This is a genomic window from Clostridiales bacterium (assembly GCA_017961515.1).
GTDB lineage: Bacteria > Bacillota > Clostridia > Acetivibrionales > RGIG10202 > RGIG10202.
Genome location: JAGCXC010000026.1, coordinates 1 through 12,251 on the forward strand (window position 1 = coordinate 1; position 12,251 = coordinate 12,251).

Annotated in this window: 24 protein-coding genes and 2 tRNA genes; 1 reads left to right on the plus strand and 25 read right to left on the minus strand. The window is 32.1% G+C overall.

All coding sequences use genetic code 11. From position 1 onward, the window contains the following. The 25 genes from J6Y29_01460 to J6Y29_01580 all read right to left on the minus strand — a co-directional run. Positions 1-389, minus strand: a 389-nt coding sequence (locus J6Y29_01460) for a hypothetical protein (protein ID MBP5426560.1), incomplete at its 3' end; no start/stop codon positions are given. 17 nt (positions 390-406) lie between these two features. Continuing rightward, positions 407-634, minus strand: coding sequence for a hypothetical protein (locus J6Y29_01465; protein ID MBP5426561.1), 228 nt, complete (start codon positions 632-634; stop codon positions 407-409). After that, complete coding sequence (locus tag J6Y29_01470) at positions 634-1,167, minus strand: thermonuclease family protein (protein MBP5426562.1); 534 nt, start codon at positions 1,165-1,167, stop codon at positions 634-636. Before J6Y29_01470 ends, J6Y29_01465 begins: the two co-directional genes overlap by 1 nt. 1 nt (position 1,168) lies before the next feature. Next, positions 1,169-1,780, minus strand: a complete 612-nt coding sequence (locus J6Y29_01475) for a hypothetical protein (protein MBP5426563.1) — start codon at positions 1,778-1,780, stop codon at positions 1,169-1,171. A 17-nt stretch (positions 1,781-1,797) separates the two neighbouring features. Continuing rightward, positions 1,798-1,883: transfer RNA gene (locus J6Y29_01480), tRNA-Leu, on the minus strand. 7 nt (positions 1,884-1,890) lie between these two features. Further along, positions 1,891-1,967, minus strand: a tRNA-Arg gene (locus J6Y29_01485). Further along, positions 1,958-2,521 carry a L,D-transpeptidase gene (locus tag J6Y29_01490; protein ID MBP5426564.1) on the minus strand — a complete coding sequence of 188 codons (564 nt, stop codon included), beginning with the start codon at positions 2,519-2,521 and terminating at the stop codon, positions 1,958-1,960. The genes J6Y29_01485 and J6Y29_01490 overlap by 10 nt, the downstream gene beginning before the upstream one ends. 44 nt (positions 2,522-2,565) lie before the next feature. Further along, a complete protein-coding gene (locus J6Y29_01495) occupies positions 2,566-3,228 on the minus strand; it encodes a hypothetical protein (GenBank protein MBP5426565.1) in 663 nt (220 codons plus the stop codon). Position 3,229: 1 nt separating this feature from the next. Beyond that, a complete protein-coding gene (locus J6Y29_01500; GenBank protein MBP5426566.1) occupies positions 3,230-3,565 on the minus strand; it encodes a hypothetical protein in 336 nt (111 codons plus the stop codon). 19 nt (positions 3,566-3,584) lie between these two features. Continuing rightward, positions 3,585-3,962 (minus strand): hypothetical protein, encoded by a 378-nt coding sequence (locus J6Y29_01505; GenBank protein MBP5426567.1) that lies wholly within the window; start codon positions 3,960-3,962, stop codon positions 3,585-3,587. After that, entirely contained in the window at positions 3,959-4,792 is an 834-nt protein-coding gene (locus J6Y29_01510; protein ID MBP5426568.1) for a hypothetical protein, read from the minus strand. Before J6Y29_01510 ends, J6Y29_01505 begins: the two co-directional genes overlap by 4 nt. A gap of 2 nt (positions 4,793-4,794) precedes the next feature. Next, the gene (locus J6Y29_01515) at positions 4,795-5,316 is read right to left on the minus strand and encodes a hypothetical protein (GenBank protein ID MBP5426569.1); all 522 of its coding nucleotides are present in this window, start codon (positions 5,314-5,316) and stop codon (positions 4,795-4,797) included. Continuing rightward, positions 5,310-5,987, minus strand: a complete 678-nt coding sequence (locus J6Y29_01520; GenBank protein MBP5426570.1) for a hypothetical protein — start codon at positions 5,985-5,987, stop codon at positions 5,310-5,312. Before J6Y29_01520 ends, J6Y29_01515 begins: the two co-directional genes overlap by 7 nt. After that, positions 5,987-6,844, minus strand: coding sequence for a hypothetical protein (locus tag J6Y29_01525; GenBank protein ID MBP5426571.1), 858 nt, complete (start codon positions 6,842-6,844; stop codon positions 5,987-5,989). The genes J6Y29_01520 and J6Y29_01525 overlap by 1 nt, the downstream gene beginning before the upstream one ends. A 56-nt stretch (positions 6,845-6,900) precedes the next feature. Then, the gene (locus J6Y29_01530; GenBank protein MBP5426572.1) at positions 6,901-7,224 is read right to left on the minus strand and encodes a hypothetical protein; all 324 of its coding nucleotides are present in this window, start codon (positions 7,222-7,224) and stop codon (positions 6,901-6,903) included. Further along, positions 7,209-7,544 (minus strand): hypothetical protein, encoded by a 336-nt coding sequence (locus tag J6Y29_01535; GenBank protein ID MBP5426573.1) that lies wholly within the window; start codon positions 7,542-7,544, stop codon positions 7,209-7,211. Before J6Y29_01535 ends, J6Y29_01530 begins: the two co-directional genes overlap by 16 nt. Continuing rightward, the gene (locus J6Y29_01540) at positions 7,541-8,266 is read right to left on the minus strand and encodes a hypothetical protein (GenBank protein MBP5426574.1); all 726 of its coding nucleotides are present in this window, start codon (positions 8,264-8,266) and stop codon (positions 7,541-7,543) included. The genes J6Y29_01535 and J6Y29_01540 overlap by 4 nt, the downstream gene beginning before the upstream one ends. Then, on the minus strand, positions 8,263-8,994 hold the full coding sequence (locus J6Y29_01545; protein ID MBP5426575.1) for a hypothetical protein: 732 nt from the start codon (positions 8,992-8,994) through the stop codon (positions 8,263-8,265). The genes J6Y29_01540 and J6Y29_01545 overlap by 4 nt, the downstream gene beginning before the upstream one ends. Positions 8,995-9,014: 20 nt before the next feature. Next, positions 9,015-9,299 carry a hypothetical protein gene (locus tag J6Y29_01550; protein ID MBP5426576.1) on the minus strand — a complete coding sequence of 95 codons (285 nt, stop codon included), beginning with the start codon at positions 9,297-9,299 and terminating at the stop codon, positions 9,015-9,017. Next, on the minus strand, positions 9,296-9,574 hold the full coding sequence (locus J6Y29_01555) for a hypothetical protein (GenBank protein ID MBP5426577.1): 279 nt from the start codon (positions 9,572-9,574) through the stop codon (positions 9,296-9,298). The genes J6Y29_01550 and J6Y29_01555 overlap by 4 nt, the downstream gene beginning before the upstream one ends. 4 nt (positions 9,575-9,578) lie before the next feature. After that, the gene (locus tag J6Y29_01560; GenBank protein ID MBP5426578.1) at positions 9,579-9,899 is read right to left on the minus strand and encodes a hypothetical protein; all 321 of its coding nucleotides are present in this window, start codon (positions 9,897-9,899) and stop codon (positions 9,579-9,581) included. Between the two features lies 1 nt (position 9,900). Next, entirely contained in the window at positions 9,901-10,206 is a 306-nt protein-coding gene (locus J6Y29_01565; GenBank protein ID MBP5426579.1) for a hypothetical protein, read from the minus strand. Beyond that, entirely contained in the window at positions 10,203-10,505 is a 303-nt protein-coding gene (locus tag J6Y29_01570; GenBank protein MBP5426580.1) for a hypothetical protein, read from the minus strand. Before J6Y29_01570 ends, J6Y29_01565 begins: the two co-directional genes overlap by 4 nt. Before the next feature lie 6 nt (positions 10,506-10,511). After that, a complete protein-coding gene (locus tag J6Y29_01575; protein ID MBP5426581.1) occupies positions 10,512-10,799 on the minus strand; it encodes a hypothetical protein in 288 nt (95 codons plus the stop codon). Beyond that, positions 10,796-11,059, minus strand: a complete 264-nt coding sequence (locus J6Y29_01580) for a hypothetical protein (GenBank protein MBP5426582.1) — start codon at positions 11,057-11,059, stop codon at positions 10,796-10,798. The genes J6Y29_01575 and J6Y29_01580 overlap by 4 nt, the downstream gene beginning before the upstream one ends. Before the next feature lie 787 nt (positions 11,060-11,846). Between J6Y29_01580 and J6Y29_01585 the strand changes: the two genes are divergently transcribed. After that, a complete protein-coding gene (locus tag J6Y29_01585) occupies positions 11,847-12,014 on the plus strand; it encodes a hypothetical protein (GenBank protein MBP5426583.1) in 168 nt (55 codons plus the stop codon). Positions 12,015-12,251: the final 237 nt, after the last annotated feature.

Sequence of the window (12,251 nt, forward strand, 5' to 3'; positions counted from 1 at the left end):
AGCATCCCAATTTTAGATAAACACACTTGCCGATGATGGTTTTCTTGTTGTTTTTCTAGGTTTTTTAGTCCACGCAATAATGCCGCTTGTTGTTCTGCTATTGATGGTTCTTTTTTCTTTTTATGTCTTTTACCAATTCCAAGTTTTAGTTTTTCTTCTTTTTTTATTTTTTCCCTTGTATATTTTATTTCAGAGTTTACACCAGACAAATAAGATGTTCCCAACTCACCAGAAGCTATTTTGTAAAGTATTTTGTTGACTTCTTTTCTTAATTCTGTTTGATTACCGTTTTCATCATACATCAAATCCATATTTTTATTATATGTAGTATGACAATGACGCAACTTGGCAATCTTCTTGTTCAATAAAAAATTATTATCTACCGACATTTATTTCAACGCTTCTGTTATTGTGGTGTTTGTTTATCCTCTAATAAGTATTTCATATCTGAGTTTTCTAATCCATATTTCATCAATTCGTTTATAGTAGCCCAACAAACACAATCTTTCGGAATATCTTGCCCTTGATGCATTTCTCTAAATATAACATGTTTTTTGTCGCTCATATAAACAATTCCACACCAATGTTCAATTTTATCTTCAGGGGTATGCCAAATAAACTTCTTCCTTGTCATCAGTCGTTGCTCCTTGTTTTTCTCCATAATCTGGGTTCTTTAAATCCACCATAACCACTCCACCATAAACCTTTTTCGTACTTTTGTGCTTCTTCCATTGCTTCTTTAAATGGTTTACATTCTTTTCCACCATTATACCACCAAGCATAACCTTCTGTAACCATTCTATAATTCAATGTTCCGGTATAATCCCATTCAATATTCCAATAGTATTCTTGACACATACCAAGAATTCTACCATATACATCTCTTTTAGTATATTCACAGATGATTTCTTTGTTTCTAACTGTTTCTAACAATACTTTCTTGGCATAAAATCCACAATCTGTTTCATTATCTAAACAATATTGAATTTTACCACGATATGAGCTTTCTGGAGTATCAATACACTGTAATCTAATCTTTTCTCCATTTATCTCAATCGTATCACCATCAATCACTTTTGCTTTACCTTTGATGGTGTCCGCATAACAATAACTAGCAAACACAATGGAAATAAATAATAAAATCAAAATACTCAATACTTTCTTCATTTTAGTCCTCCATTTTTTCTATCATTTCAACAAACTCTAATTGATCCTTTATTCTATCACCTTCTTGTTTCGCATATTGAACCACATCTTTTTTTACGTTTTCAACAACCAATTCCATAAACTCTTCTGCATGCTTCTGTAAAAATTCAACTATACAGTCTTGTAATACTTCAGATGATTGCTCACTTATTCTACCAACATTTTCGTTTTTATTTTCTTTGGTGTTGAAAAATGATATACCAAGACTCGTGTTCATCTTAATTGTTATTGCTTCATTTGGTATCAGATATACATTATTGGAACTACCACCACAAATTTTTATATCATACCATTTTTTATGTTTTTTATATTCAGACATCACAGAGTTTAGTATTTTGTATGTTTTATGTCTCTCTTGAAGATTGTATGGATTAGTATAAGTTGGCATAACAGTATGATAACCAAAATCATGAACACTTGGATAGGTAAGCGAACTAGCATCTATACTATTACTAGCACTGGTACCGGCAGCTGTTACATAATTATTACGATTTACTACTATTGATCCAGTTGTATCTGGTATTGTTCCATCATCAACTATTGTACCAATTTGACCAGTTATATTACTAAACATACCTTCTCCTTTATTTTTGGTGCCCTTGACAGGACTTGAACCTGCAAGCATATTTCAGCATTGGTTCCTAAGACCAACGTGTCTACCATTCCACCACAAGGGCATAACTCTGGCACTCCCGAAAGGATTCGAACCTTCAACCTGCGGATTAGAAATCCGATGCTCTGTCCAGTTGAGCTACGGGAGTATTTCTACTGCTGTACCTACTTTTACTAAACTATTGATTTCAAGTATTTCTTCTTTGGTCCAAACAGTAATGCAACCCAAACTTCCTTCTTTTGGTAATCCCTCAATCCAGCTGTGAATACCAATTGAATCTCCCGCATAACAACCCAATTCTTTTGCTTTCTTTAAATCTTTAGCTTGTGGATAATCTAAAGCTAAAAATTTATGATATTTAGAATCTCGTTTTTCTGTAATGTGATATGTACCTTCTGGAGTTTTTTTATCACCATCACAGTGTTTTGCGCCTTTATTTTTACCGACACGAACTTTATATGATTTCACCTCTCTATTGCAATCATCATATAATATCATTGTCTTTTTAGATTTTTCAACCACAATTTTAGTTACATCACCACGACAATAATTACCCGCAGCTGTATTTACTAATTGTTGAGTATAAAGCATATTGTAAGTCATATAATCTGATTTTGCCATACCCATACCAGCAATCAAAAATATAATAGCCCAAAAGATCAATAATAATGTTAGTTTAGTTTTGTTGGTTATATCTTTCATTTTTTCACCTCTTTACACTATCATTATAACATGTTTAATTATTATTACCACCAAAAACCTTCATATTGATCAGCAAAAAGTCTCAATCCTTCTTTTCTACTAGCCCAAACTAAATCATCAGCATCTATTATGGCTCCTGGTCTATAATTTCTCCATGTTCCAGTAGATTCCCATATTTTCTTTTTTTCTTCATACGTTTTTGCTTTATCTATTCTTTTATTTATTTTATCTGCTGTTGGTTTCCATTTCTTTTGCCAAGCATCCCAATCATCGCCTTCTAATTCCATATCATCAAAAGTGGCCTGAACCTTATCTAAAATTTCACACCATCTTTTCTTTGCACGTTTCCAGCATCTATGTTCTTCAGCCCTATTATCAATTCTACCCCATCTACTATTCCACTTATAACCTTTAGCTAATGATTTGTCCCGTTCTTCTGATAAAATCCAACCAGGTAAACTACCACAATCTCTAGCATAATGATTAAACATTCTAAATCTTGGCGCTATCAGTTTAGTCAAAGAATAATCTAAACTCCAAGTCTCCGATTCATCAAAACCATATTTATAACGATCATGCAACATAGTCCAATAGGCTTTTGAAGTAATTAGTCTACCGTGTTTGTTTGATAATAGTTTGCGTATACCTTTATTCCAAATTTTATACCAAATATCTTCAAAAATAGACTTTATGCGGCGGTATATCATTTTAGTCTCCTATGATTTTGTTCAATACTTTGTTATCTAATTTTCCAGTTTGCCAATCATAAACACAATTCAACATTTCTTTTGGTATTCCTTGTTTCTTTTCATGATTACTAATTCTCAAAGTTCTACCATCACCCATATCAATATAACTAGAGATCAAAATAGGTTCTTCACATTCGATCTTCAACATCTTACCCCTATATCTGTGCATCTGACCTTTCTTGAACCACGTAGTCTCAACCCTAGCAAAAGGAATATCGGTTTTATCCAGTACTTCTTTTACCACTGAGTCATGCATCGATAAATATTTCTGTATGTTTACTTTCATTGTTTTCATGATTTATATTCTACCACATTTAATAATATTTGCCAGATAATTTTACTAATGAATCCAAAAAAGTTAAAAAGTCATAATTACCAGTTTGTTTTATGCGTCTTTCTATTCTTTCACACATAACAGGAGCAGTAAAAGCATGTAAACCTCTCATCACTACCGCTTTACCTATTACATATTCTGAGTCTTTTGCATACTCTGGACACTGAATCCCAAACAATATCATATCATCACTTAGATAGTGGTTCAAACATATCCATAAATCTTCACCACCGACTTTTGTTTTTCTCCATGTGCAAGTTAGAGAGGGATGATGTTCTTTGAGCCAGTTTTTGACATAAGATCTTCTCCACTCCATCAACTCTTTACCAGTATCAAAATTAGGTTCTTTTATTTTCATTTCATCAACTCTCTCATTGTTTCAAATTCTTCTGCTGTTGATGCCCTCCAAATACAGTAATTAGTATCTTTATAATGACACATTTGCATAATCTTTAGCAACCAACTTGTGTCATTACTGCTAATAGAACCAACATATAAAGTTTTACCTTTTTGTGAATATGGAAACTTTATGATCCAATCACCAAAACCGCTTTTTTTTATTTCACATTGACCATAGAAATTTTTTAGGTTCAGCGATATTTCTTCATTACCAAAAGCTTTATATATGCACTTAATTCTATTTATTACTTTATCCATTTTTCTACAATACGATTTTATGCTTTTTTTACTAATTTCATTTCCATCAAAATAAAAAACAAAATAACGACAAAACTTAAAATCTTTCATCCACTTACATTCTATTCTTGGAAAAATAACATATCCACAAGCAGTTACGCTACCAAGTTTAGTACAAGAATAATTGCCAAATTCTAAATTATATCTATTCTTTAAATATTCAATAAGATCTAATACATTTCTTTTTTTTGCAATATTGTTTTTAGCTTTTTGTAATATTTGTTCATATGGATTAATTAGACTAATTTCATTATATAAAAACATAGATAATACTTGTTTTTTCAGCATTTCTACTTTTTGTTTGCTTTTTATTGTTTCATATTCGTAGCATAATTGTTTTGTGGCAAATCCACCGACCAATTTGGTATCACAAACCTTAGCAGAAACAGGCCAATTACCGTTTTCAGATTTATAAGCAGCAACCAAGTCCTCACCCAAATCTTGGTTTACTTCATCTATAATATCAAAAACGGTCATGAATTCTTTTTTCATTTCTATCCCATCATACCACTTTTAATTATTTCTCCAAACGAATTATTACAACCTTCTAAGCTTTTTTCCCAATCTGCCATGCTTCCTGTATCGCTTGCATATTTATAACACTCAAAATCAACTTCATTCAATTGGCAAACAAAACCAATAGCATAACCTTCCATGTCAACTAAATGAAACGATAATCCTGTCCAATCTTCTACAAAACTGTCCCCTGTGCCTAAAACAACTTCACCACCTAGATCTAATTTATTGACTTTACCATTTTTTATATCAAAGTCTCTTTCTACTATTTTACCAATTTTAAATATCTTATGGCATAATTCTTCATTAGAGCACCCAGCAGTTCCAATGTTATATATCTTTGATGGTTTGTATTTATCTATAATGTATTGTGTAGCCATTGCAGCTCTTATCTTACCAACACCACTATAAACAATATTAACTCCTGGCATATAAAATTCTTCTTCACATGCCACAACAAACCATACATCACTCTTTTTATTTTGTCTTTTTACTAACATATCAATTCCTCACCGCTTATTAGTTCACACATACTATAAAAATCTTCTATCTCTGTCTGGTCAATAACAAAAATAACCTTCTTTGGATCCTCTATAACATTATGCCAGATCTTTCTCATTTTCTCAAACCCAGGACATTTTAGCTGACCAACCCTATCATAGTCATCTCGGTTGTAATGCATGTAACTTCCTCCTCCACCACCTCCACCATAGAAATTATACATATACGTGCCTGATGAAAGATATTCTGGCGTTATGTCTGGAATATAGTATTTGTCGATTTCTAAACATATTTTATCCAGCTGATCATCAATCTTACCATTCATCACAATATTATTTAAGAACAGTTTGTAAATCTTATATCTTGAATGATTTTTATATTTTTTCTCTGCTGCTTCATACTTCTCCCAAAATTCATCTATATCTTCACCAATATCTAAAGCTGGCAAAACAATAAAATCATAACGTGGAAGTAAAACAGGTTCATCATAAAGTCTAACAACATCATAAAGTTTAGCAAATTCATCATTCAATTCTGTTTTTGCCATTATCCTAGCCTTTACGTGTATGATGTTTTCCTTGATTCTTTTCTTTTTTCTATACATTTTATCAAGAATATAGGACACCACACAGAAAACAGATACATAAATAGACACAAACAATATTCTCATTACCGATCTCCCCTTATAAGATTTATCATGGTTTCTATTTCTTCATATGTACCATTTATTTCCAGATGCTCAGATGATAAGAATGAACTTTGGTCTGGTATTACTTCACCAATTTTTTCAATCCACTCCATTTCATTGTTTCTCCATATATTCCAACTAGGGAAAGTAACAGTATATGAATCATCTTCGTGTCTATCTATTTCTTTTCTACACGTAATCCCTACATCGGTAAACAACTTGGCAACTCGGATAATATCTTCTTCTGCTTCAATTCTTTCCAAAAAGTCGGTCACATCTCCCATAATCAAATCATCTTCATCGGTTAGAATTATTGGTTCTGTTTCTGACCAATTCAAATTACTTAACAAATACATAGGACTATTTTGAATTACTTCACTTACCCTTATGTTTTCTTCGCCAATATCACCTTGAACACTAAAACAGGTATAACAAACATCATTTATAAATCCCCAGTGTTCTTCAATCTCTTTATTTATTTTTTCTGCAGCCTGTACTTTTTTATCTAGATGTTTCAAATAGTTATAGACATTTTGATATTTTCTACCACCAATAGTGTCAAATAACGAAATCTTGATGGTAGATATAAAACAATCAGCCCAATCACGACAATATAATTCTAACTCATCTTTATATTCTTTCTTGCCACTTTTTACAATTCTACCCTTAGCATTACCAAAAAGCACATAATTATGATTATCTATGCTTTTTATACCAATACGGCAATCATAAAAGCCACATTCATCATCTTTATAAGAATCAAAAATTGTGTGTTTAGGATTACTATCTCCAAACACAGCTGAGTTCAATAACTCTAATATTCTATCTTTTATTGTCATGTGTTACTCTCCATTTACCCTTACTATAACACATTTTAATTATCTTGACAAGTGTTTTATACCAACAACTCTTCAATAACTTCTTTTAGGGGAACCAATTTAGCTTTTCTATTTATGGCCATTCCCCAATCATCATATCTATCTAAGTAATCTTTTTTTTCAACATAATTCTTTTTAGCTTCTTCCCATGTATTTACAGCTTCTGGATTACTCATTGGTAGAAAATATATTAGAGATCCTTCATATTTAGTAGCTCCAACAATGTATTCTTCTTGATCTAATGAAAGCACACAATGATACCAAACGATGTCGCTTACGTTATCTTCTCTGCAGTCTAAAGGCTTAAAAACAATATTGTACCATTTCATTTCAATAACCACTCCAAAGCCCATTCATCTGTCCAATATATCCTTTTTATTATATCATCACTACCAATATCCATCAAAATATATTTATCACATTGCTCCATTTTATCTTTTCCGGCACCCAAATAATAGATCTCATCCTTCTTTTCGGTGCTAACTTTATAAAATCTATCCTCAACTTGTATGATTTTCCACTTACCAAGCCTTTTTACCATAACTGAATTGAAAACCTTTAGATCAAACCAACAACCTATACCAGCATCCGGACCATTTTCTAATATAGCCCGATTGAAGTTCTTATCTAAACAAATACACTTGGCCAGTATCGTTATCATTGTACCAATCTCATTATAGTCTCTAATTCCTGTGCACTTTCTACATATAACTTATTTCTACTGTTAAATAATACCGATAACCCTGGATTTATGTCTGCTATACTAAAATCTAAACTGTAATTGAACTTGAAACAGTATTTACCAGTGCCAGGATCTTTATGTAATGTAAAATAACGACCATATATCACAGAAGGAAGAGCAACATTACAAAATACATCTCCAACTTTATATAATTCGTCATCTATGTTATTTATTGCTTTTATTTTATCTTCCAATGTATCACAAGAATAAACACAAGACTTCAATAAATGGTCAATTAAAGATTTATTATAGTCTAAATCAATATATTCTGTTGCACAACCATCCTTAACGAATCTATCAAATTTTATTCTACCTCTACCTTTTTCTACCAACTTTTTATATTCTTCAGTGCCCATTATTGTTTGTATTTGTTCTATGACGTTTTTCCAGTTCTGAAGCACACCACTATATGTAACTTCTTCTTCAGGTTTAATTTTTCCATTTTCCAAAGTAAACATAACACCAAATAATTCTAGTTTATTCATGCTCATTACAGCACAACCAAAACACAAACCAACTCTAAGACCAATATCCATCCAAATAGTGGTATCCCCCTGTGAAGCAATCTCATAGTCCTGCCTCATCAAATCAGAGTTTATATATTCCTTCAAATCATGAGAAAATTGCTTTATATGACTCATTCTAACATCTCCAACATCATATCTAATACCTCTGGCCCCTCATAACACATAGATAATTCATTTCCTTTAGATTTACAATCCTTTTTTTCGCATATGTTGGCTAATTTACTGCCTTCATCCCAATCATATAACCAATATTTACCTTTTAGTATTAGTCTATCCCCCTTGATTCTAAAATATCTAAACCAATCCATAGTTATTCCGTGCTTTGCTAATATATGTACAACTTCCAACCATTTTAAATATTCTAACGCACCATTTTTACCTTTCTCAACAACTCTATGTAATATATTCAAAAGTCTTTTACTGTCTAAATATATGCAGTTGGTCCGAAAATAATATCCAAATAAATAGTCATAACTCATATCTTCAAACATTAGCCTTATTTTTAACTTACTGCCATCCACATAACTATATATTTCTTTGATTTTATATTTAGATAGTATTATTTTATGCTTTTCTATGTATCTTTTGGCTTCTTTTATGTCCTTGCCAACAGTTTCACTCAATTCTTCTATCTTATCAATTATCTTTTCTTCACCATATTTCATCCAGTTGGCTAACTCATGAAATGTATAATTACCACCAACATTATGCAAATAACCTTTACCTAGAAAATAAAAAGTCCCATAATAGACATGAACAACACCCTCAGGAAGATCCCATAACCATCCTAAATCTACATTACTACTAACTTTTCTGTCTTCTTCAAGTCTTTCCATGCCCATTATTATACCATATTTAATTACTATTTCAATAATTCTTCTAGTATTTTTCTTATATCTTCTTCTACTTCTACTCTGGTTACAAATTCATCTTCACCAGTCCTCCACATAATAATAAAGTTTCCAACCACCATAGACCTTATCTTATTTTCATACATTAGTTCTACTCTTTCTTTCCATGTTATTTCTCTGTCTGATATGTATTCTATAATGTTACAGCCCTCTTCAGTATGCCCGCTAATACATCTCCACTCAGTAGCCAAATCACCAAATATTATCTTTTCTTCACACCAAATCATTTTCATCATCGTAATAATTCCTCTATAATATCATCTACTTTATCATAGACTCGTTTTACAATACTATCTTCATCCAAATCTGCTAATATATATTCTCGCTTATCATATACAAAACATTCTTTCTCACTATAATAAGCTACCCTAAATTGCTCACCAACAGTACAATCAATCCTTTCTCTCCCCCAATAGCCTATATAACTTCTCCTTTGATCCCCATTCTTCCAAATATGATATACAATGTGATCACACAAAAATAAAATCCTACCAGTCCATATATCAGCCATAACTCTACTCCAATAACCAGTTTACATATTCATTCACACCATAATCACCATCACAAAAGTCCCCATTATCAACTAAATATCCACCAATTATTCCACTCTTTATCTCACATACTACTCTATTGTTTTTACTGCTCTTTTTGTGATTATTCCTAAAACAATAACCTATATAACCTCTCCCGTCTTTCCATAATATCCAACTATCACACTCATACCATATACCTTGCTTCTTTGTCCCCTTGATTAAATGATACCAACAGCCACCTTTACCCCAGTCCTGTATCGCATCATATTCCCAAAAAAGATTCAAAGTGTCATAATCCCTCATCTTATTCCCCTAACAAAGCAGTCAATTTATACTCATCAGACTCTATTATGTTGGCTATTATGTATTTACCCTTTTCACTAGTCTCCATCAAAATAACATATAACCAGCCTTCACCTTTTTCCTTAAATTGTAATAAATGACCATAACCACTACCAAACCTTATCCCATCATTTATCCCCATGTAACCACCAACGTATATGTAAACCCTACCAATATCCCTCTTATTACTGTGGATAAAATACTTCTTCTTGTTTCGATCATACCCTTCAAAAGTCCAACCATAATATCTTACTAATACTCTTCTCATCTTAGTAACTCTTTTGCTATAGCTTCTTTTTCCTCTACTATACTGTCTACTTCAAAATATATTAACCCATCTTCTGCCTTGTTTTTGTGCCAGTAAACCAATATATAGTCATTTACCTCCCTACATCTGTCCTTACGTAAACTCCCCACAATCATATACTCGCCTTCTTCTACTATTATATTTACACCATTCTTTACACAATTATATATCCCATCTTTGACAAATTTACAGTATAATAACCCTCCAACCACATTACCTGGCCTTTCTATAATCCCTAAAAATCCGTCCTCTATTATCATTTTACCTTACCACTCTAATAAATACTCTAATAACTGGTCCGTCTCCCATATAACATCTTCAACAAAAAACTCAGCCCTACCTTCTTCCCCATGACCTATTATTATTACATACTTACCATATTGCCTAAACCCATCCTCTTGTTCTAAATCCTCAAATGAATCCCCACTAATCATATAATACCCTTTCTCAGCAAATAACGCCATATCTTTGTACTTAAACCCAAAACTTCTGCCCATGTCACCATATATACGCACTAAGTCACATAACAAAAATATAGTCTCATACTTCTTCATTCCAGTATCTTCTCTATAATTTTGTCCATACCAGTTACTATCTTCTTTACTGTGTCTCTCTTACTTATATATACTAAACAATCACCTATATATTTACCAGCCATGTCATTTTCATCATCTTCATATTCATCTCCATCATCAGTACCAGAATAAACTAAATACCCACCAATCTCAAAACCTACATTACACTTATCACTAAAATATAAGCTAATGTCATCGTACTTCTTTACATCGGTTACTAATATTTTCTTTACTGTCATTATACACCCTTTACATATATACTATACCATTTTTAATTCTAAACTCAACCCTTAATTGAAACATGATATACTTAAACCAATAATAATATACTAGACTCTCCATTGTGGACTTATCGCTGTGGACTCCCTTATACTAGACTAGATGATCAAAGACTGCCAAAGACTATTGCAAGGACTCATAAGGACTAAAAATCTCCAAAGACTATATAAGGACTTGTTGCACTGTTAACTGGTTGTGTGTTCTGGTATAAAGCCCTTAAAGGCGTTTTTTTAGTATATACTTTTTAAATCGGTGTTTTTTTGCGTTTTAAGGCGTGTTTTTTGTTTTTTGGTATAATATAAAGGTATAAAAAACAAGCCCTTTAAAAGCCCGTTTAAATTGCGTTTATTATAGTTTAAAATTTTTCTTTAATAGTATAATATAAAGGCAATAAAAAAGTATATACTTAATTTTTCTTGTGTTTTTTTTGTTTTGTGTTATTCTATACCTTGTCAAGAGATAAGACCTTGACTTTCAACCGCCCGCCCGCCCGACTTGACCCGAAAGGGCTTGACTTGACGAAAAGAAAAATCTGTCAAGTTATTATTATAAAGGGATAGACGCAAGTATATACTTAAAAGTTCTTGCGTTTTATTTCGGTTGTGTTATAATGGTTGTGTCAAAAGATAAGATTTTGACCATTATAGAAAGAAAGCAGATAGCAGATAAAAACGATTGTGTTGGTATGATTGTTTTTGCCTGCTATTTTTCGTTTATAGTAGGGCAAAACAAAAGGGAGTAGAATATATGAAAAAGAAAAGCATAAAAGACCAGATAGCAGATTTGTCTAATTATGGGTTGATATATGCCTGCGATTTGAAAGACCTAGCGAAAAAGTTGAATAAAGACCCGCAAGAATTAGAGGACATTGCGTTAGATATGGGGTTTAATGTTGAGGGTTTATTTGACGATTAGGTTTAGGTCTATGTGCGGTGCTAGTAGATACTATATGTGCTATTAGCGGTGCTAGTCCAGTATATACTAAAAGAAAGGGGGTGGAGATATGTAGTGGGTAAGTATATACTAGTGTTGCTATGCTATGAGCGGCGCTAGTAGGGTAAAAACAACATAGCAAAAAATCAAACATCAACTAAAAAACAAAAAGGATAAACTATGCCAAGAGCAGATTTGACTAAAACACCATACGAAAAA

Excerpts from the sequence above, each read along its gene's own strand:
- J6Y29_01465 (MBP5426561.1), bottom strand. The coding sequence starts at position 634 with ATGACAAGGAAGAAGTTTATTTGGCATACCCCTGAAGATAAAATTGAA.
- J6Y29_01470 (MBP5426562.1), bottom strand. The coding sequence starts at position 1,167 with ATGAAGAAAGTATTGAGTATTTTGATTTTATTATTTATTTCCATTGTG.
- J6Y29_01475 (MBP5426563.1), bottom strand. The coding sequence starts at position 1,780 with ATGTTTAGTAATATAACTGGTCAAATTGGTACAATAGTTGATGATGGA.
- J6Y29_01490 (MBP5426564.1), bottom strand. The coding sequence starts at position 2,521 with ATGAAAGATATAACCAACAAAACTAAACTAACATTATTATTGATCTTT.
- J6Y29_01495 (MBP5426565.1), bottom strand. The coding sequence starts at position 3,228 with ATGATATACCGCCGCATAAAGTCTATTTTTGAAGATATTTGGTATAAA.
- J6Y29_01500 (MBP5426566.1), bottom strand. The coding sequence starts at position 3,565 with ATGAAAACAATGAAAGTAAACATACAGAAATATTTATCGATGCATGAC.
- J6Y29_01505 (MBP5426567.1), bottom strand. The coding sequence starts at position 3,962 with ATGAAAATAAAAGAACCTAATTTTGATACTGGTAAAGAGTTGATGGAG.
- J6Y29_01510 (MBP5426568.1), bottom strand. The coding sequence starts at position 4,792 with ATGAAAAAAGAATTCATGACCGTTTTTGATATTATAGATGAAGTAAAC.
- J6Y29_01515 (MBP5426569.1), bottom strand. The coding sequence starts at position 5,316 with ATGTTAGTAAAAAGACAAAATAAAAAGAGTGATGTATGGTTTGTTGTG.
- J6Y29_01520 (MBP5426570.1), bottom strand. The coding sequence starts at position 5,987 with ATGAGAATATTGTTTGTGTCTATTTATGTATCTGTTTTCTGTGTGGTG.
- J6Y29_01525 (MBP5426571.1), bottom strand. The coding sequence starts at position 6,844 with ATGACAATAAAAGATAGAATATTAGAGTTATTGAACTCAGCTGTGTTT.
- J6Y29_01535 (MBP5426573.1), bottom strand. The coding sequence starts at position 7,544 with ATGATAACGATACTGGCCAAGTGTATTTGTTTAGATAAGAACTTCAAT.
- J6Y29_01540 (MBP5426574.1), bottom strand. The coding sequence starts at position 8,266 with ATGAGTCATATAAAGCAATTTTCTCATGATTTGAAGGAATATATAAAC.
- J6Y29_01545 (MBP5426575.1), bottom strand. The coding sequence starts at position 8,994 with ATGGGCATGGAAAGACTTGAAGAAGACAGAAAAGTTAGTAGTAATGTA.
- J6Y29_01550 (MBP5426576.1), bottom strand. The coding sequence starts at position 9,299 with ATGATGAAAATGATTTGGTGTGAAGAAAAGATAATATTTGGTGATTTG.
- J6Y29_01555 (MBP5426577.1), bottom strand. The coding sequence starts at position 9,574 with ATGGCTGATATATGGACTGGTAGGATTTTATTTTTGTGTGATCACATT.
- J6Y29_01560 (MBP5426578.1), bottom strand. The coding sequence starts at position 9,899 with ATGAGGGATTATGACACTTTGAATCTTTTTTGGGAATATGATGCGATA.
- J6Y29_01565 (MBP5426579.1), bottom strand. The coding sequence starts at position 10,206 with ATGAGAAGAGTATTAGTAAGATATTATGGTTGGACTTTTGAAGGGTAT.
- J6Y29_01570 (MBP5426580.1), bottom strand. The coding sequence starts at position 10,505 with ATGATAATAGAGGACGGATTTTTAGGGATTATAGAAAGGCCAGGTAAT.
- J6Y29_01575 (MBP5426581.1), bottom strand. The coding sequence starts at position 10,799 with ATGAAGAAGTATGAGACTATATTTTTGTTATGTGACTTAGTGCGTATA.
- J6Y29_01580 (MBP5426582.1), bottom strand. The coding sequence starts at position 11,059 with ATGACAGTAAAGAAAATATTAGTAACCGATGTAAAGAAGTACGATGAC.
- J6Y29_01585 (MBP5426583.1), top strand. The coding sequence starts at position 11,847 with ATGAAAAAGAAAAGCATAAAAGACCAGATAGCAGATTTGTCTAATTAT.